The organism is Sphingomonas sp. (assembly GCF_025362505.1).
Classification (GTDB): Bacteria; Pseudomonadota; Alphaproteobacteria; order Sphingomonadales; family Sphingomonadaceae; genus Sphingomicrobium.
Genome location: NZ_JANYGG010000100.1, coordinates 1 through 18608, shown reverse-complemented (window position 1 = coordinate 18608; position 18608 = coordinate 1). Strand labels below are relative to the sequence as shown.

General features: G+C 65.0%; 17 protein-coding genes, 1 tRNA gene and 2 rRNA genes. 7 read left to right on the top strand and 13 right to left on the bottom strand.

Going from position 1 to position 18608, the window contains the following annotated elements; translation table 11 throughout:
• Positions 1–120: 120 nt before the first annotated feature.
• From Q0R27_RS09785 to rpsM, 4 genes are all read right to left on the bottom strand, one after another.
• Entirely contained in the window at positions 121–2355 is a 2235-nt protein-coding gene (locus Q0R27_RS09785) for a DNA methyltransferase (RefSeq protein WP_293943861.1), read from the bottom strand.
• Between the two features lie 241 nt (positions 2356–2596).
• On the bottom strand, positions 2597–3667 hold the full coding sequence (locus Q0R27_RS09780; RefSeq protein ID WP_293943859.1) for a DNA-directed RNA polymerase subunit alpha: 1071 nt from the start codon (positions 3665–3667) through the stop codon (positions 2597–2599).
• A gap of 137 nt (positions 3668–3804) precedes the next feature.
• Entirely contained in the window at positions 3805–4194 is a 390-nt protein-coding gene (gene rpsK / locus Q0R27_RS09775; protein WP_293943857.1) for a 30S ribosomal protein S11, read from the bottom strand.
• A 56-nt stretch (positions 4195–4250) separates the two neighbouring features.
• Complete coding sequence (rpsM, locus tag Q0R27_RS09770; RefSeq protein ID WP_293943855.1) at positions 4251–4619, bottom strand: 30S ribosomal protein S13; 369 nt, start codon at positions 4617–4619, stop codon at positions 4251–4253.
• A gap of 239 nt (positions 4620–4858) precedes the next feature.
• On the opposite strand from rpsM, the gene Q0R27_RS09765 reads away from it, so the two are divergent.
• The 6 genes from Q0R27_RS09765 to Q0R27_RS09740 are packed head-to-tail and all read left to right on the top strand — an operon-like array spanning position 4859 to position 10634.
• The gene (locus Q0R27_RS09765) at positions 4859–5782 is read left to right on the top strand and encodes a bifunctional riboflavin kinase/FAD synthetase (protein WP_293943853.1); all 924 of its coding nucleotides are present in this window, start codon (positions 4859–4861) and stop codon (positions 5780–5782) included.
• A 40-nt stretch (positions 5783–5822) separates the two neighbouring features.
• The gene (gene ileS / locus Q0R27_RS09760) at positions 5823–8762 is read left to right on the top strand and encodes an isoleucine--tRNA ligase (protein ID WP_293943851.1); all 2940 of its coding nucleotides are present in this window, start codon (positions 5823–5825) and stop codon (positions 8760–8762) included.
• Entirely contained in the window at positions 8752–9258 is a 507-nt protein-coding gene (gene lspA / locus Q0R27_RS09755) for a signal peptidase II (protein WP_293943849.1), read from the top strand. The genes ileS and lspA overlap by 11 nt, the downstream gene beginning before the upstream one ends.
• Positions 9251–9658 carry a DUF3035 domain-containing protein gene (locus Q0R27_RS09750; RefSeq protein ID WP_293943847.1) on the top strand — a complete coding sequence of 136 codons (408 nt, stop codon included), beginning with the start codon at positions 9251–9253 and terminating at the stop codon, positions 9656–9658. The genes lspA and Q0R27_RS09750 overlap by 8 nt, the downstream gene beginning before the upstream one ends.
• Positions 9659–9689: 31 nt before the next feature.
• The gene (locus Q0R27_RS09745) at positions 9690–10223 is read left to right on the top strand and encodes a winged helix-turn-helix domain-containing protein (protein WP_293943845.1); all 534 of its coding nucleotides are present in this window, start codon (positions 9690–9692) and stop codon (positions 10221–10223) included.
• Positions 10224–10277: 54 nt separating this feature from the next.
• A complete protein-coding gene (locus Q0R27_RS09740) occupies positions 10278–10634 on the top strand; it encodes a hypothetical protein (RefSeq protein WP_293943843.1) in 357 nt (118 codons plus the stop codon).
• A gap of 60 nt (positions 10635–10694) precedes the next feature.
• Here Q0R27_RS09740 and Q0R27_RS09735 read toward each other — a convergent pair whose 3' ends face one another.
• The 5 genes from Q0R27_RS09735 to Q0R27_RS09715 all read right to left on the bottom strand — a co-directional run bounded on the left by Q0R27_RS09735 (position 10695) and on the right by Q0R27_RS09715 (position 16533).
• A complete protein-coding gene (locus tag Q0R27_RS09735) occupies positions 10695–11498 on the bottom strand; it encodes a sulfurtransferase (protein WP_293943841.1) in 804 nt (267 codons plus the stop codon).
• A complete protein-coding gene (gene queF / locus Q0R27_RS09730) occupies positions 11498–11947 on the bottom strand; it encodes a preQ(1) synthase (protein ID WP_293943839.1) in 450 nt (149 codons plus the stop codon). The genes Q0R27_RS09735 and queF overlap by 1 nt, the downstream gene beginning before the upstream one ends.
• Positions 11947–13971 carry an oligopeptide transporter, OPT family gene (locus Q0R27_RS09725; RefSeq protein WP_293943837.1) on the bottom strand — a complete coding sequence of 675 codons (2025 nt, stop codon included), beginning with the start codon at positions 13969–13971 and terminating at the stop codon, positions 11947–11949. Before Q0R27_RS09725 ends, queF begins: the two co-directional genes overlap by 1 nt.
• Before the next feature lie 110 nt (positions 13972–14081).
• Positions 14082–15299, bottom strand: a complete 1218-nt coding sequence (locus tag Q0R27_RS09720; protein WP_293943835.1) for a M20 family metallopeptidase — start codon at positions 15297–15299, stop codon at positions 14082–14084.
• A 19-nt stretch (positions 15300–15318) separates the two neighbouring features.
• A complete protein-coding gene (locus Q0R27_RS09715) occupies positions 15319–16533 on the bottom strand; it encodes a glycosyltransferase (protein ID WP_293943833.1) in 1215 nt (404 codons plus the stop codon).
• A 74-nt stretch (positions 16534–16607) separates the two neighbouring features.
• On the opposite strand from Q0R27_RS09715, the gene Q0R27_RS09710 reads away from it, so the two are divergent.
• Positions 16608–17366: a polysaccharide deacetylase family protein gene (locus Q0R27_RS09710; RefSeq protein ID WP_293943831.1), complete on the top strand. Its 759-nt coding sequence runs from the start codon at positions 16608–16610 to the stop codon at positions 17364–17366.
• A gap of 47 nt (positions 17367–17413) precedes the next feature.
• On the opposite strand, the gene rplQ is transcribed toward Q0R27_RS09710, so the two are convergent.
• The 4 genes from rplQ to Q0R27_RS09690 all read right to left on the bottom strand — a co-directional run.
• Positions 17414–17839, bottom strand: coding sequence for a 50S ribosomal protein L17 (gene rplQ / locus Q0R27_RS09705; RefSeq protein ID WP_293943829.1), 426 nt, complete (start codon positions 17837–17839; stop codon positions 17414–17416).
• 88 nt (positions 17840–17927) lie between these two features.
• Positions 17928–18004: transfer RNA gene (locus tag Q0R27_RS09700), tRNA-Met, on the bottom strand.
• 153 nt (positions 18005–18157) lie between these two features.
• A 5S ribosomal RNA gene (gene rrf / locus Q0R27_RS09695) occupies positions 18158–18272 on the bottom strand.
• A 197-nt stretch (positions 18273–18469) separates the two neighbouring features.
• Positions 18470–18608, bottom strand: a 23S ribosomal RNA gene (locus Q0R27_RS09690); the annotation flags it as partial.

Genomic DNA, 18608 nt, shown 5'->3' with positions numbered 1-18608 from the left:
GCCTGCCGTGACTCTTGGGAAAATACGGCTCAAGCCGCGCCATCTGCTCGTCCGTCAGCCAGTACAGGTTGCTCATGCTCCGTCTCCTTGCGGAGCCTGAATCAGATCGCGCCTCTCAAATCAATGGGTCCTGACCCTAGCAGACGTTACATCCGCACCGATCGCCAAATTGGCGTGGATCATGGCGTGGGTCGTGGCAAAAGCGAGTGCGGGCTTATCGCTATCGAGGCCGGTTTCAGCCGTCACTTCGAGCAACGTGCCGGTTGACGTGCCCGCCTCCGCTACTGTCATGGCGATGCGGACCGCGGCGGCATCCTTGGTTGATTTGGTCCACGGATGGTCAGGGCAGGCCAGCACCAGCGACAGGCCGTCACCCAGATAATTGGCAATCACGCGGCGCGAAAATTCCTGGGTGATGCTGTTCGTCGTCACAAATCCGAACCGCCGCAGCGGGCTGCCGGGCTGCGTAAGGGCATGGGCCGCCCGGTCCCACCACTGCATCACGAAATCCGCCGATTTCGGCACGCGCGGATTGGCCTTCCACAGCGCTTCGGCATAGCCGGGGTCAAGCTCGCTGCGCATATCCTTGCCGCCTTTGAAGGGCGGATTACCGACGATGAAATCGGCTTCGGGCCATGCGGGCGCCATCGGATGCTCTGCGTCGAATTCGCCCGTCTCGCCCCTTGCCAGCACAGCGTCATAGCCACCATGCCGCCCGAAATTAATGTTGGCGGTCTGGTCGAGCACCGGATCGTGGACGTCGCCCGGATCGTTGGCGATGCGAAAGCGCAGCCAGCCGATCCACAGCACCAGCTCGGCGATCTTGGCGGCGCGTGGATTCAATTCCAGCCCGTGGAACTGGTGCGGGCCGACCCGCGCCTTGGCTTCGCCGCCGAGCGTCTGGATGGTCTCGATCACCTTGGCTTCGAGCTGTTGCAGCGCCTCCATCGCGACATAGAGTAAATTGCCCGTGCCACAGGCGGGGTCGAGGATTCGCAACCCCGACAGCCGATCATGAAAAGTGATGGCGGCGGCGAGCGTGCCTAAATCCTCCCCGGCACGGGGAGGGGGACCAGCCGCAGGCTGGGGGAGGGGACTCTCGGCTTTCGGGGTCGCTTGTCGATGAACCCCTCCACCATCCGGCTGCGCCGGACGGTCCCCCTCCCCGTACCGGGGAGGATCGACGATGGCGGCCCATTCGGGTTCAAGCACGTCCATGATGGTCGCCTGGACCAGCCGTTCGACGTAAGGGCGCGGCGTGTAATGCGCGCCGAGCTTGGCGCGCTCGGCCTTGGTCAGCGCCTGCTCTAGCAGCGTGCCGAAAATGGCGGGCTCAACCTTTTTCCAGTCGGCCTTGGCAGCTTGGTACAGCTCGCCTCGATCGGCGTTAGAAATGACGAAGGTGCGATCGCTCTCGAACAGCCCGCCGTTGAAATATTTGACGATGTCGTTGACCGCCCAGGCGAACCCGCCGCCCTTCTGGTTCATCTTGCTCCACAGGTCGTGGAGGCCCTGCTCGAACCGCGCCTGATCCTCGATCGTGCCTTCAAGGAATTCCTTGAAGCGGTTTTTCGGAAGCAGGCCGATATCCTCGGCGAACATGCAGAAAATGATTCGCATGAGGAACAGTGAGGTTTCCTCGATCAGCTGCGAATGGAGGGCTGCTCCGGCCTCGCGCCCTCGGTTGCGGTTCGATTCCTCCAGATACTGGCTAACTTGGGCCAGCCGCCGCGCGATACCGCTGGTGACCTCGACCGCTCGAAGGCGGGGGTTCTCCTTGTCGGGCGCAATCCAGATATTGCGCAGTCGCTCTGCGATCTCGGGCTTGGCAAGATCGGGCAGTTCGATGCGATAGCTGAGCTTATCGGGATAGAAGCCATAGCCACGACCGTTGCCGGTATAATCGAACAGGATTTCGAACGCGCGGCCCACGTCGCACACGATGATGAACGGGGCGGGCGGGTGATCGCCGGGCAGGTTCTTGGCGTAATTCTCCGCCTGGGCGCGGGCATCGCGCATCAACTGGTCGTATCGCGCTCCTGACGGCGCTTGCGGCGCGTCGGCAGACGGTTCGAACAGGCTTGGCTGCTGTCCCGCTGGCAATTGCGATTGCTTGGCTTCGAGCACGAAGCAGCCGCGTTTATAGAGGTCGATGAATCCCGTGCCCTTGGTCGATCGGAATGATCCACCCGGTACCGTCCCGTCGAACTCATAATTTCCTAGATTCCCGGTAGCCATATCCGGCGTTGGCAATTCCAGCGCCGCGCACAGGTCATAGATGAAGGGCGCGAAGTTTGATCTTTCCGCTCCGCCAACCTGGCCGCACCATTTGGCAATGAAATCGTCGACGGCCACATGCCCTCCCCTTCGAGCAGCGACACCTTGGCGAGCGTACTGCCAAAAGAAAAGGGCCGCCCCTTGCGGGACGGCCCTTTGTTCTTCGGCGTGAGAAGCCGTCACGGGAATAAATCCCGTGACGTCGATCCTGTCAGCTCAATCGCTTCGCTCACGCGCTGCAGGTCGGCCGGCATTCGGCGTCTCTTTCCCATGTTCCCGATTGCTGCGCAATCGCTCACTTGGGATCGGCGCCTTATGCTTACCCCAACAACTCCTGCTCCAGCTTCTTCGCCATTTCCTCGATATTCTCGGGTGGCCAGCCGGGGATGTCCATGCCCAGGCGCAGCCCCATCGACGACAGCACTTCCTTGATCTCGTTCAACGACTTGCGCCCGAAGTTGGGGGTGCGCAGCATCTCGGCTTCGGTCTTCTGGACCAGGTCGCCGATGTAGATGATGTTGTCGTTCTTGAGGCAATTCGCGCTGCGCACGCTCAGCTCCAGCTCGTCGACCTTCTTGAGCAGGTAGCGGTTGAGCTGGTTGGTGTCGGCCTGGCTTTCGGCCGGGCTCGCCGCCGACGGCTGGCCACCCATCATCGGGCTCGACTGGCGGATCGCGCCGTCCTCGAAGTGGACGAACAGCGCCAGCTGGTCCTGCAGGATGCGCGCGGCATAGCCGACCGCGTCCTCGGGGGTGACCGTGCCGTCGGTCTCGACCGTCAGGATCAGCCTGTCGAAATCCAGCTCCTGCCCGACGCGGGTGTTCTCGATCTTGTACGCCACCTGGCGGACCGGGCTGTACAGCGCGTCGATCGGGATCAGCCCGATCGGCGCGTCGGCCGGGCGGTTGCGGGCGGCGGGGACGTACCCCTTCCCGATGTCGGCGGTCAGCTCCATGTTGAGCGTCGCCCCCTGGTCGAGGTGGCAGATGACGAGGTCGGGGTTGGTCACTTCGATGTCGCCCGAGGTGGCGATCTGGCCGGCGGTGACTTCGCCCGGGCCGGTCGCCGATAGCTGGAGCCGCTTGGGGCCTTCGCCTTCCATGCGCAGCGCGAGCTGTTTGATGTTGAGGACGATGTCGGTGACGTCCTCGCGGACCCCGGCCAGGCTGCTGAACTCATGCAGCACGCCTTCGATCTTGATCGCGGTGACCGCGGCGCCCTGCAGCGACGACAGCAGCACGCGGCGCAGGCTGTTACCCAGCGTCATGCCGAACCCGCGCTCGAGCGGTTCTGCAACGAAGATCGCCTTGCGGCGGCTGTCGCCACCGGGCTTGCGCTCGAGGTTGCTCGGCTTCTTGAGTTCCTGCCAGTTCTTTGCGTTGACGGCCATTTTTCTTCCTTGGCAGCGGGGTGATCGGCGTCCCGGTCACTCCCTATTGAAGTCTCTTGGGTCCGGTGGGCGCGGCTAACGGGGGGTTAGGCGGCTGGTGGACCAGTGCACGCTAGATCGGATGCGACGCCCGGCGCTTAGACGCGACGCCGTTTTGACGGGCGGACACCGTTGTGCGGGATCGAGGTCACGTCGCGGATCGAGGTGATCTGGAAGCCGACCGCCTGCAGCGCCCGAAGCGCCGATTCGCGGCCCGAGCCGGGGCCCTTGACCTCGACTTCCAGGGTGCGGACGCCATGTTCGGCGGCCTTCTTGCCCGCGTCCTCGGCGGCGACCTGCGCGGCGTAGGGAGTCGACTTGCGGCTGCCCTTGAAGCCCATCGTCCCGGCGCTCGACCAGGCAATCGCATTGCCCTGCGCATCGGTGATCGTGATCATCGTATTGTTGAACGACGCATTCACATGCGCCACCCCCGACGTGATATTTTTGCGTTCGCGGCGGCGGAGGCGCTGCGGTTCTCTTGCCATGGTTCGAAATCCTTGAAGCTATACGAAGGAAGGGCGGCCGGTTCGGGCCGCGCGGCTTACTTCTTCTTGCCGGCGATCGGCTTGGCCTTGCCCTTGCGAGTGCGCGCATTGGTGTGCGTGCGCTGGCCGCGGACTGGGAGGCCCTTGCGATGACGAAGCCCGCGATAGCAGGCAAGGTCCATCAATCGCTTGATGTTCATCGCCGTCTGGCGGCGCAGATCGCCCTCGACCGTATGGTCGGCGTCGATCGCCTCACGCAGGTGGAGAACTTCCTGGTCGCTCAAGTCCTGGACCCGGCGTGCCGGCTCGATGCCCAGCTTCTTGGTGATTTCAACAGCCTTGGTGCGCCCAATGCCGTGAATGTAGGTAAGCGCGATCTCGACGCGCTTGTTGGTCGGGATGTTGACACCCGCAATACGTGCCATGAATAAAGTCTCCTAGCTCCACAGGGCGGCGTGGCACGCGCGCCCCATCTCAAAGCGATGAACCTGATCCAACGGAAAAACGGCGCACGCAACGAAGCGCCGCCGACAACCGGTGAAACGGGATAGGTCGCAAGTAAGGTTCGAGCCCCGCTGAGTCAAGCACCCGGCTTTCATCGCGGCCGCGCTTTGCAACAGGTCGGCGGCTTGCATCGCCGCCTTCGGGCGCTAAGCGGGGGACGATGCAGCGCCTGACCCTAGATGTGCCGGTTCCGCAAGCCCTGCGCGGCGCGATACTCGCGCTCGGCAATTTCGACGGTTTCCATCTCGGTCACCAGGCGGTGGTCGGGCGCGCGGTCCAGCGTGGTGCGCACGAGCGGCGACCGGTGATCGTCGCGACGTTCGATCCGCATCCGGTGCGCTGGTTCAAGCCCGATGCGGCGCCGTTCCGGCTGACGAGCCTCGACCAGCGCGAGCGATTGTTCGCACAGGCCGGGGCCGACGCGATGCTGGTGTTCGCATTCGACGGAACACTGGCCGCGACCAGTGCTGAGGAATTCATCGAGCGGTTGCTGGCCGAGCGGATCGGGGCCGCCGGCGTGGTGACCGGCGACGACTTCACCTTCGGGGCGAAGCGCGGCGGCAATGCGCGGGTGCTCGCCGAGCTGGGGCCCGCGCACGGGATCATCGCCGAGACGGTCGCGCCAGTGATGCTCGACGGCGAATCGGTTTCGTCGAGCCGGGTGCGCGAGGCGCTCGGCGCCGGCGAGCCGGGCCGCGCAACGCGGCTGCTGACCCGGCCGTTCGCGATCCAGGGGGTCGTCGAGCATGGCGACAAGCGCGGGCGGACGCTGGGCTATCCGACCGCCAACGTCGCGCTGGGCAAGTATCTGCGGCCGAAATACGGGATTTATGCGGTGCGCGTGCGGCTCGACGACGGCAGCGAGCATGACGGGGTGGCGAGCCTGGGTATCCGCCCGAGCTTTGACCCGCCGGTCGAGATGCTCGAGACGTTCATCTTCGACTGGTCGGGGGATTTGTACGGGCGGACGATCGAGGTCGCGCTGGTCGGGTTCATCCGGCCCGAGGCGAAATTCGATGATCTAGGCGAGCTGGTGAAACAGATGGATGCGGATTCGGCGGCGGCGCGGGCGATGCTGGCCTGACTGTTCCCATTCGCGCGCACCCCCGCTAGAGCCGCGCCCAATGTCCGATACACCCGATAAGCCCGCCGTTCCCGACAAGCAGGACTGGCGCTCGACCGTCTTCCTGCCGAAGACCGACTTTCCGATGAAGGCCGGGCTGCCGCAGAAGGAGCCGGCGATTCTTGCCAAGTGGCAGGCCGACGGCGCTTATCAGCAGTTGCGCGAAGCGCGAGCGGGGGCGGAGAAGTTCATCCTCCATGACGGCCCGCCCTATGCCAATGGCGACATCCATATCGGCCATGCGCTCAACCATATCCTGAAAGACATGGTGGTGCGCACGCAGACCCTGCTCGGCAAGGACGCGCCCTATGTTCCCGGGTGGGACTGCCACGGGCTGCCGATCGAGTGGAAGGTGGAGGAGCAATATCGCAAGAAAAAGCTCGACAAGGACCAGGTCCCGCTGGTCGAGTTTCGCGCCGAGTGCCGGGCCTATGCGCAAGGCTGGGTGGATACGCAGCGCGAGCAGCTCAAGCGGCTCGGGATCGGCGGCGACTGGGACAAGCCCTATCTGACGATGGACCCCGCGGCCGAGGGGACGATCGTCGCCGAGCTGATGAAGTTCGCCGAAAGCGGCCAGCTTTACCGCGGCGCCAAGCCGGTGATGTGGTCCCCGGTCGAGAAGACCGCGCTGGCCGAGGCCGAGATCGAATATGAGGAGGTGACTAGCACCCAGATCGATGTGGCGTTCGAGATTGTGGAATCGCCGATCGCGGAGTTGGTGGGTGCCCATGCGGTAATCTGGACGACGACGCCGTGGACAATCCCTGTGAATCAAGCGATCGCTTACGGGCCGGACGTTGATTACGTTGTTTTCCGGTTCGAGGATCAAGATGAAAACGTTCTAGGGCGTTTTCTCGTAGCAAGAGATTTGACCAAGGCGTTTCAGGAACGTGTCGAACCCTTGCTTCGTCGTGGCTTGAAGGAATACGATACTCTCATCGGGAGCACTGAAGAGTTTTACTTTGGTCCTGCTCTTGCCGGCACCATCGCCCGCCACCCGATGCATCATCTCGGCGGCTTCTTTGCCAAGCCCCGCCCCTTCCTCCCCGGCGCGTTCGTCACGACCGATGCCGGCACCGGCCTCGTCCACATGGCGCCCGACCATGGCGAGGATGATTTCACGCTGTGCAAGGCGAACGGGATCGATCCGGTGTTCGCGGTCGAGGGGGACGGCAAGTATCGCGCCGACTGGGCGTGGCTCGGCGGGCAGGGCTCGGTGATCAACACCAGGTTCAATGCGGCGCCAAATGCAGAGGGGACTGGCGGGCCGATCTGTGAAGATCTGAAAAAGGCTGGCGCACTGCTCGCGGCGAGCGATTTCCGGCACAGCTATCCGCATTCGTGGCGGTCGAAGGCGCGGGTGATTTACCGCTGCACGCCGCAATGGTTCATCGGGATGGATCAGCCGCTCTTCGATGAGCATTGCGAGACCCGCGCCGAGAAGCGATGGAATAATGAAGGCGGCGCCATTGGCCACGGGCCGACGCTGCGCCAGCTGGCGATCCGCGCCATCGCCGACACCCGCTTCGTCCCCGAGAAGGGGCGCAACCGGATCGGGTCGATGGTCGAGGGGCGGCCCGACTGGGTGATCTCGCGCCAGCGGGCGTGGGGCGTGCCGATCGCGCTGTTCGTCGAGCGGGGGGGCAATGCGCCGCTGGTCGATCCGATGGTCAACCAGCGGATCATCGCGGCGGTGGCCGAAGCCGGGGTCGATGCGTGGTGCGACGAGAATGTGCCGCATTTCCTCGGGGCCGACCGCGACCCCGAGGATTATGAGCGAGTGACCGATATTCTCGACGTGTGGTTCGACAGCGGGTGCACCCATGCGTTCGTGCTGGAGAGCGGCAAGTGGCCGGGGATGCGGTCGCCGGCGGACTTGTATCTCGAGGGTTCCGATCAGCATCGTGGCTGGTTCCAGTCGTCGCTGCTCGAGAGTTGCGGGACGCGCGGACGGGCGCCGTACAAGGCGGTGCTGACGCACGGCTTCACGATGGACAACAAGGGCATGAAGATGTCCAAGAGCCTCGGGAATACGGTCAATCCGCTCGACCTGATGCGCGATTATGGCGCGGATATCCTGCGACTGTGGGCGCTGTCGGTCGACTTCACCGAGGACCACCGCATCGGCAAGGAAATCCTCGCCGGGGTCGCCGACCAGTATCGCAAGCTGCGCAATACGTTCCGGTACTTGCTTGGCGCGCTGGACGGGTTTGGCGAGGACGAGCGGGTTGAAGACGTCGCGAAGATGCCCGAGCTCGAGCGGTATATTTTATACAAGTTATTCCACTTGGATGTCACGCTTCAGCGGGCCGTCGAAAATTTCGATTTCAACACATACGTCAGAGAGCTCTCGGATTTTTGTAATGAAGAGCTAAGCGCACTGTTTTTCGATGTTCGTAAGGATCGTCTTTATTGCGACAACCCGCTCTCGCAGGAACGACGTGCTACGAGGACGGTACTTCATGTCCTCTTTGAATCGCTTGTTCGGTATGTCGCACCTCTTCTAGTGTTCACGTCGGAAGAGATTTGGCAAGCTCGGTATCCAAATGAGCCCTCCGTGCACCTGGCGCTTTGGCCTAACATCGATCAGGAATGGAACGATCCTTCGGTGGCCGATCGTTTTCAGCCGATGCTGGTCGCTCGAAGCCAGATCAACGAAGCAATCGAACCGCTCCGCCGTGAGAAAATTGTGCGTTCGAGCCTTGAAGCGAATGTGATTTATCCGGCTATCTCGCTTGACCAACAGATGCCCGGGGGAGCGAAGATCGATGCTGTGGCGCTCGCAGAGTTTGCTATCGTGGCGAATGTGACGTTCGGCGACACTCTCGAAATCTCTCGAACCACCAATCACAAATGTGGCCGCTGCTGGCGGCATTTGCCCGAAGTTACCGAGGACGGCGACTTGTGCGGGCGCTGTGATGAGGTGGTCCATGCAAGCTAATCGCGCTTACGCCTTCCTCGTCGCCGGGATTACCTTCCTGCTCGATCAGCTCAGCAAATGGTGGGTGACCGGGCCGATGGGGCTGACTATCGAGGGCGACCAGCGCTATGTACTGCCGATATTCAACTTCACCCTCACCCATAATCTGGGCATTTCGCTCGGGCTGTTCCGCGCCGACAGCGATGCAGCGCGGTGGGCGCTGGTGGCGGTGACCGCAGCGATCGCGCTGTCGATGCTGGTGTGGATCCTGCGCGAACCGCGACATGGCGACCGGCTCGCGCTCGGCCTCGTGCTCGGCGGGGCTGTCGGGAACATCCTCGATCGGATAAGGCTGGGTTATGTCGTCGATTTCGCCGATCTTCACTTCGGGGCGTTTCGCCCTTTTTTGGTCTTCAATATCGCCGACGCCGCGATTAGCATCGGTGTCGTGATCTTGCTCGTGCGCGCCTTCCTGATGCGCGACGACAAGGCCCCCAAGGAGAATATCAATGCGTAAGGCCGTCATCATCCTCACCGTCGCGGCCCTCGGGCTGGGAGGCTGCGCCCTCGGCAAGGGCCGCGGCAAGGCGCTCGACGAGTTCGCGGTGGCACGCAACGCGCCGCTGGTGATCCCGCCCGACTATACGTTGACCCCGCCGGTCGCCGGCACCGTGGGCCTCAGCGCGACCGACGCGCAGAGCCAGGCGATCGACGCGCTGTTCGGCGGCCCCGCGGTGCGCAGCGCGACGGAGACGAGCATGCTCGACAGTGCCGGGCGCGACCGTGCCCCGGTCGGCGCGCGCTCGACCGCCGGCGATCCGGCAACGCGGGTGGTCGACAAGGGTGCCGCAACTCCCGCGATCATCGCCGCGCCGGTCGGCAGCGGACAAGACGCGTCGGTTTCCCCGCCGCAGTAAGGGCCCGATCATCAAGGACGCCGCGAAGCCTATGTCAGACCAGACCCCCGCCGCCCGGCTTGTTGAAGTCGAATCGATGCTCGATCGCTCGCGCCGCCGGTTCGAGGAAGGATCGCGGCTGGTCGAGGATGCGCACAAGCTGCTCGGCGACATCCAGCAGCAGCTGATGGGCAGCCCGGCGACGATGACCGCCGACGAGAGCGAGGAAGCGGCGTCCAAGTTGCTGACGTCGATCAAGGCATCCGGCGGGGACATGCCGCCGACGCTGTGCGGCGGGCGACTGGCGGTCGACCAGACGCAGCGGCTGATCCGCATCGACGGGCACCCGATCGGGATCACCGAGATGGAATATCGCGTGCTCGAGCTGCTCGCCTATGCGCGCAACAATGTCGTGACGCGGACGATGCTGCTCAAGCATCTCTATCGCCGCGCCGACGACCAGCCGCAGCCCAAGATCATCGACGTGTTCATTTCCAAGCTGCGCAAGAAGTTGCGGATGGCGTCGAACGGGGCCGAGTTCATCGAGACGATCCCCCAGCGCGGGTGGATCCTGCGCGATATCTAAAGCAGCGCGACCGCTTAATAATATATTAGCCGGGACTTCGTTAACGTCCCCGGTATGATCCACTTCCTGCCCGACTCGTTCGAGACCGAGACCGCATCGCCTTATAAGGAGGCGGTGGCGCGGCTGGCGAGTGTCCGCACCGCGCTGGGCGTGGCCGAGCAGGTTGCCGGTATGGCGCCGGGCGATCCCCCCGCGCCGGTCGTGCCGACGGCTTGGCCCGAAGCGAGCGACGCGCGGCGGCGGTGCTTCGACACGCGCTCGATCGCGGCGGCGCAGGCGGCGGTGGCGGGGCTAGAGATGCTTGCGGCGCAACGCGACGCGGGGACGGCGGCGCACCCGAAATCGGTCGAGCGGCTGGCGCTGGAGCTACGCTCCGAGCTCGCCGATCTGGACAAACTGTTCAGCCTCTAGGCAGCTGATCGTCCAAGGCCGGAGCGCACCGCGCTTCGGGTGAGGGCATGAATCAGCCGCTCACGAATGCGCGGGTCCGAGCTCTTTGGGGGTGTCCGGATCGGCGCCCCATTCGGTCCAGCTGCCATCGTAGATCTTGGCGTTGTCGTTGCCGAGCAGTTGCGCCGCGAACAGCAGCGAAGTGGCGGTGACGCCCGAGCCGCAGCTGGCGACGAACGGCTGTGCGGGATCGATTTTGGCGGCGGCGAAGGCTGCGCGCAGTTCGTCGACCGGCTTGAAGGTGCCGTCGGGCTGATAGAGATCGGCGAACGGCAGGTTGCAGGCGCCGGGGATGTGACCGTCGGCGATGCCGGGGCGCGGATCGCTCGACTGGCCGGTGAAGCGAGCGGCATCGCGGGCGTCGAGCAGCGGGGCGTCGAGCCCGGCGAGGATGTCGGCCTTGCTGACCTTGCGGCTGTGGTCAGGGCGCGCCGCGAACGAGGCGTCGCGGGCGGGCGCGGGGCCGCTTTCGACGGCACGGGCTTCGGCGAGCCATTTGCCGAGCCCGCCGTCGAGCACCGCGACATGCGCCGCGCCGTGTTGGCGAAGCAGCCACCAGCCGCGCGTCGCGCTGCGCAGCGGGCTGTGGTCATAGACGATGATCCGATCACCGCTGCCGACGCCGAGCTGTTCCATCGTGGCGGCGAAGTCGGCGCCCTTCAGCGTGGGAAGGTCGAGGAAGCGCGCCCCGGGGATGTGCTGGTGCTCAAAGTCGGCGCGCATGTCGCCGGGCTTGCCGGGGGGGGCGAGGCTGGCGTCGAGGATGACGAGGTCGGGCGCGCCAAGCTCGTCGGCGAGCATGGCGGTGGTGACGAGATCGCGCATCAGCCTCTCCCCCGGTACGGCGCAACGCCCTGGTCGGGCACCCACAGGCCCTCGGGCGGCACACCGGTTTGCCAGAAGACGTCGATCGGGATTCCGCCGCGCGGGTACCAGTATCCGCCGATTCGCAGCCACGCCGGGGTCATTTCCTCGGCGAGACGCTGGCCGATGCCGACGGTGACATCCTCGTGAAAACCGGCGTGGTTGCGGAAACTGCCGAGGAACAGCTTGAGGCTCTTCGATTCGACGATCGTCTCGCCGGGCGCATAGTCGATTACGAGATGGGCGAAATCGGGCTGGCCGGTGACCGGGCAGAGCGAGGTGAATTCGGGCGCGGCGAAGCGCACGAGGAAGAGCGCGCCGGACCGCGGGTTGGGGACATAGTCGAGCACCGCCTCGTGCGGAGAGGCGGGGAGCTTGCTCGGCTGGCCAAGGTAGAGCGGCTCGGCCATCAGCGGATGCCCGCTTCGCGCGGCGGGAGGGTGCCGTCGCCGGTGTCGCGCAGCGGGGCACCGCCGTCGGACCTGGTCTTGAAATAGAGCAGCCCGATCGAGGCGGTGAACAGGATGAGGCCGAGCGGAACGGCGAGCGGGAAGTCGCTCACCACCGCGAGCGGCGCATCGCTGCGCGTGGCGGCGACGATGCCCGCGAAGGCGACCCCGAACAGGCTTTCGCCGACGATCAGCCCGGTCGCCATGAGCACGCCGATCCGTTCGGCGAATTCGGGGTTGGCGCTGGTGCGTGCCCAGCGGTTGTAGGCCCAGCCGATGATTGCGCCGACCGGGATCAGCAGGGTGATTGCCATCGGGAGGTAGATGCCCATCCCGACCGCAAGCGGGGGAAGCGAATATTTGCCGCTGCGTCTGAGCAGTTCGTCGACGATCACCACCATCACCCCGATCGCGACGCCGAGGCCGACGAGGTTCCAGTCGAGGCTGTTGCCGAGCACGCCTTGCGCAATGCTCGAGATCAGCGCGGCCTGCGGCGCGGCGAGCGCGTTGGGGCCGGCGCCGGGCGCGCCCTGGAAGCCGAAGGCGGTGTTGAGGACGTTGAGGATCGGCGGAATGACGGCGGCGCCGAACAGGACGCCGATGATCAACGCGACCTGCTGCTTCCACGGGGTGGCGCCGACCAGCTGGCCGGTCTTGAGATCTTGGAGATTGTCGTTGGAGATGGTCGCGACACCGAACACGATGGCGGTCACGAACAGCGCGAAGGCGATCAGCGGCTTTGACGATTCGGGCGGGAGGTTGTGGCCGAACAGCGCGGCAAGAATCAGCGAAATGCCGAGCACGGCGAGGATGCCGACCCCCGAGATCGGGCTGTTCGACGCGCCGATCAGCCCGGCCATATAGCCGCACACCGCGGCGATGACGACGCCGGCGGCGAGGATGTACGCGATCGTGACCCCAATGGTCAGGCCGGGCGCAGCGGCGATCGGACCGGAACTGGCGAAGGCGGCGAGCAGCAACGCGATCGGGATCATCGAGAGGAGGATAGTGCCGCCGACGATCGCGATCGGCAGGTCGCGCTCGGTAATGTCGAGCGAGGCGTTGCCGTCAGCCTGGCGAGCGCGGCTCGCGGCGATCGCCGAACGGATGCCGCCGATGATCGGGCCGATGATCTTGAGCAGCGTCCAGATCGCGGCGACGCCGATCGTGCCGGCGCCGACGAAGCGGACCTTGGACTTGAAGATGGTGCCGACGAACGCGCCCAGATCGGCGGCATTGGCGTCGAGCCCGGCGGCGGTGAGCATCGGCACGAGCGCGCCCCAGCTGATCACGAGCCCGACCAGCATCGCGACGCCGACGGCGATACCGACGAGGTGGCCGACGCCGATGAGGGCCATCGACATGCTCGCCGAGACGGTCGTCGCGCCGGCGCCGAAACGGAAGGTCTTGGATGCCTCAGCCGAAACGAAGCCCATGAAGGTGAGCAGCTGGTACAGCGCGGAGGCGATCGACGCCCAGACGATCATCAGCAGGCCGCGGCGGTTCTCCTCCGCGCCACCCTCACCGGTGCCGACCTTGAGCACTTCGGCTGCCGCGACACCTTCAGGGTAAGGCAGGTCGGAGCCGGTGACGAGCGCGCGGCGCAGCGGCACCGAATACATCACGCCGAGGATGCCACCGACCGCGATCACCGCGGTCGACAGCCAGAACGGAAAGCCGGTCCACCAGCCGACCATGATCAGCCCGGGCAGGACGAAGATGATCGCCGACAGCGTGCCGGCTGACGAGGCGATGGTCTGGACGATGTTATTCTCCTGGATCGTCGCGCCGGAGAAATTGCGCAGGATCGCCATCGAGATGACCGCGGCGGGGATCGAGGTGGCGAAGGTGATGCCGATCTTGAGCCCGAGATAGACGTTGGCGGCGGTCAGGAGGACGGTCAGGATCGCGCCGAGGATGATGCCGCGGATGGTCAGTTCGGCGGGCGACAGGGAGGCCGAAGGCGATGATGCGGTGGTGGCCATGCGGGCTCCTGTTCGGTCGTGAAGGCCGCGCGAGCGGTCCGGTCGGGCGAAAGGTTAGGCTAAAGTGAGCCTGCCGCGCAAATTTGGTGCGTGTGCGCGCAGGCTTTGACTCAATCCCAACCCGTCTCGAGAAAACGCGTGGCGAACGCACAGTGCATCGCGACGCCCCGGGCCAGCGCGGCCTCGTCGACCAGCATCTTGGAATTGTGGATCGGCGCCCGGGTGGCGGCGTCGCCCTCGGGCGGGGCGACGCCGAGGATGGCCATCGCGCCGGGCACCTTGTGGAGGACGTAGGCAAAATCCTCGCCGCCCATGATTGGCGCGGGGATGTCATGGTAGGCGTCGGCGCCGAACAATTGTGCGGCGCAGGCCTTCACCAGCGCGACCGCGCGCGGGTCATTGATCGTCGCGGGATAGCCGGGCTCGATGTCGATTTCGGCGGTGCAGCCGTGCGCCGCGGCGATCCCGACGACGATCCGTTCAAACGCGTCTCGGCTCGCGCTGCGGCGTTCATCCGAGAGGGTGCGCAACGTCCCGCCGATGGTCACACGGTCGGGGATGACATTGTGGGTGCTGCCGGCGTTGATCTGGGTGATCGACAGGATCGCGGGGTCGGTGAAGGTCGTGCGTCGGGCGATGTGGTTCTGCAGCGCGAGCACCGCTTCGCACGCCACGGGGATCGGATCGCGGGCATCGTGCGGCATCGCCGCGTGGCCGCCCTTGCCGATGATCGTCGCGGCAAGCTTGTCGGTCGCCGCCAGAAGCGCCCCGTCGCGGCAGGCGATCGTGCCGCCGGGCACGTTGGGGAAGATGTGCATCGCGAAGGCGGCGTCGGGGGTGGGGCCGTCTGGCAAGCCCTCCTCTATCATGTGGCGCGCGCCGGCCAATCCCTCCTCGCCCGGCTGGAACATGAACAATATGGTGCCGGCAAACTCGTCGCGCCACTCGCACAGGATCTTCGCGGCACCGGCGAGCATGGCGGAATGGGTATCGTGGCCGCAGGCGTGCATGTGGTCGGTGACGGCGGAGGCGAAATCGAGCCCGGTTTCCTCATGAATCGGGAGTGCGTCCATGTCGCCGCGCAGGAGGACGGTGCGCGCCGGACCTTTGGGTGCCTTGCGACCATCGAGCCGGGCGATGAAGCCCGACGTGCGCTGACTGTCGCGGATGTCGAGCGGGAGGCCGGCCAGCGCGGCCTTCAGTTTTGCCGTGGTGCGGTGGCAGTCGAGCCCGAGCTCGGGGTCGGCGTGGATTGCGCGGCGCAGCGCGATGGTCGTTTCGTGCGCGGCTTGCGCAGCGGCGGTCCAGTCGGTCGGTCTTATGGTCATGAGCGCCACGGTGCGGCGGTCAGGCGCGCGACGCAAGCCTGTTCGAACGGGCCGTCGGGGTCACGGCGCGGCGCGGCCGTTCGACCTGGGCGATTCGTTCATAATGCGCCATCAGTTCCCAGAAATGCTGGTCCATGGTGCGCACCCGCGCGGCGTCTCGCGCGCCTCGGCTGAAGGCGCCGGGCGCGTCATAGAAACGGATGATCGAGTCGCGCAGCGAAGCCTCGCTGCCCGCGCTGTAGGCGAGGCCGGCACCGGCGCCGAGCTGGTCGAACGCACCGCCGACATTGGGGACGATGATCGGCAGCCCGCTGGCGCGCGCTTCGCTTGCGACAAGGCAGAAGGTTTCGCTCTCGCAGCCGTGGACCAGCGCGTCGGCGCTGGCGAGCAGGGTCGCGAGTTCATGGCGGTCGGCGGTCGGCGCCCCGACGACGACGTGCGACGAGCCGACGGCCTCCTGCTCCAGCTTCGCGCGCTGCTTGCCGTTGCCGACGAGCAAAAGTCCGACCGGACGCGACCGACCCGCTTCGGCCACTGCGCGGATGACCATCGGCCAACGCTTCTCTCCGGCGAAGCGGCCCACCCCGACGAGGATCAGTCCGTCTTCGGGGAGCATCAATCGGTCGAGCAGGTCACGGCGCATCGAAGCGCTGGCATGCGCTGGGCGAAATATTCCGGGTTCCACGCCGAGCGCGACAGTCTTGACCTTTTTCAACCCGCCCGCAGTCAAACGTCGCGACAGGCTGCCGCCCGGGCTGACGATCAGGTCGAATGCCTCATCGAGGCTGCGAAGATGTTGCCAGAAGGGGTTGAACAGTCGATCGATGCGATCGCGGCTGGCGACGCCGCCGAGCCAGCGATAGGCGTAGGACGACATCGGGTCGGCGTGCATCACGAGCGCACGCGGGGCGGAACCTTGCCATTGGGCGACCTTGGTCGCGCTCGACCAAGGCGACGAGGCTTCGACGAAATCGGGACGCCATGCATCGAGCGCGTCGTGCAGCGCCTCGCGGTCGTCGAAGAAATGATAGCGGCGGTCGAACGGCAACGCCGGCTGGGCGATTGTCACGAGGATCGCGCCCGGGCCGCGTTCAACGACCGAGTTCTCGGTACCGGGCGCGATCACGATGATCTCGTGGCCAAGCGCCGGCAGCGCCTTCATCTTGCGATCGATGTAGGTTCGCACACCACCCCCGTGGGGCGTGTAAAAGGCACAAACATCGACGATCCGCATGGAGCGTCCTTACCCGCTTACGGCGATGAACGAAAGATGAGCGTTAAATCTCCGCATTTTTTTCTATAGGCGCCATGCTCGCGACAGCCTATCCGACGGCGATGTCCACGCGGATGCTGCTCGCCTCGATCCACGATGTCGGCCCGCGCAGCGAAAGCGCGTTCGATGCGCTGCAGGCCCGGTTTGCCGAGCTGGGTGTGGAGCGGCCGGCCCTGCTGGTCGTGCCTGATCATTGGGGCGAAGCGCCGATCCGGCCAGGCACGCGATTTGCGACGCGGTTGCGCAGTTTGGCCGAGGAGGGTCACGAGATCTTCCTGCACGGCTGGTACCACCGCGACACTGGTACACACTCCGGCGTAGCGAACTTCAAGGCGAAGCACATGACGGCCGGGGAGGGGGAGTTCCTCGGGCTCGGCGCGATCGAGGCGGAGCGGCGGATTCGCGAGGGCCGCGCGCTGCTCGAGGATATTATCGGGCGCGCGGTGACCGGGTTCGTCGCGCCGGCGTGGTTGTATGGCGAGGGCGCGCATGCCGCGCTGAGGGCGACAGGAATTGCGTTGGCCGAAGACCATTGGCGAGTGTGGAATCCGGTCACCGGAGCGGTGCTGGCGAAAAGCCCGGTGATCACTTGGGCGAGCCGGACGAGGATGCGGCGATGGTCGTCGCTGGCGGTCGCGGCGGCGGCACGCGCGGTGCCACTGCCAAAGGTCATGCGGTTGGCGGTCCATCCGGGCGACGCGACCTCGCCGGCGCTGCTGGCGAGCATCTCGGCGACATTGGCTTCGATGCTGAAGACGCATCGGCCGGCGCGCTACGCCGAGCTCCAGCCATAAAAAAAGGGCCGCCGAAGCGACCCTTATCTTGAGCTTTGTGAGCTTGATCAGGCGGCGAGCGCCTCGTCCTCGTCATCGCCCATCATCGGGCCCGAGTCCTGACCCTTGGCCGAGACGTCCCGGTCGACGAATTCGATGATCGCGATCTGAGCCGAATCCGACAGCCGGATACCGGCCTTGACGACACGGACATAGCCACCCTGACGGTCAGCATAGCGCGCGGCGAGGACGTCGAACAACTTGGTCAGCTGCGTGTCGTCCATCAGCCGCGACTGGGCGAGGCGACGGTTCGACAGCCCGCCCTTCTTGGCCAGCGTGATCAGCTTCTCGATGTAGGGGCGAAGCTCTTTCGCCTTGGCGGTGGTGGTGGTAATCTGCTCGTGCTTGATCAGCGCGGCCGACATGTTGCGGAACAGCGCGGTGCGGTGCGCTGACGTGCGCTGCAATTTGCGATGGGCGTTACGGTGACGCATGGTCGTTTCCTTTGTTCGTCGGGGGCCCGTGTCAGGTAACCCCAGCCAGGCGGGCTTTGGGAGCCGCCGTTGTCCCTGAAATCGGTGTTGGTTGCGGGAGTAGGATTTGAACCTACGACCTTCAGGTTATGAGCCTGACGAGCTACCGGGCTGCTCCATCCCGCGCCACCAACGACAGCTGAGCCGGCAAATCCGGCACGCTTCACGCGTGCTGGGTTACCGTCTCGGCAAACAGAAAAGCCGCCGCTGGGGGAAACCCCGGCAGCGGCTTTTTCTAACTTTGTGAATGGGTTCTTCCGTATTTGCGCCAGCTTCAAAGCCTGGCGACGACCTACTCTTCCGCAGCTTAAGCTGAAGTACCATTGGCGCAGTCTGGTTTCACGGCCGAGTTCGGGATGGGATCGGGTGGGTCACAGACGCTATGATCACCAAGCTATGAGGCTGGCGCAAAACCCCTGGACGCAAGCGTCCCGGGGACCCCTGTGAAGGGGAGCGGAAGTTCTAGAAACCGTGCAAATTATCTAACGTTGTAGTCAAAAAACCCAACCTCATGACACACTGAAGCATCAGTGGCCTAACCGCGTCACCCGAAGGATCGGCGTGTCAGGATTGTCGATGATGGTGGGACTCTCAAGCGCGAAAAGAGCAATTAGGACCAGTTAGCTTCACGCGTTACCGCGCTTCCACACCTGGCCTATCAACGTCGTGGTCTTCGACGGCTCGATGAAATCTTATCTTGAGGGAGGCTTCCCGCTTAGATGCTTTCAGC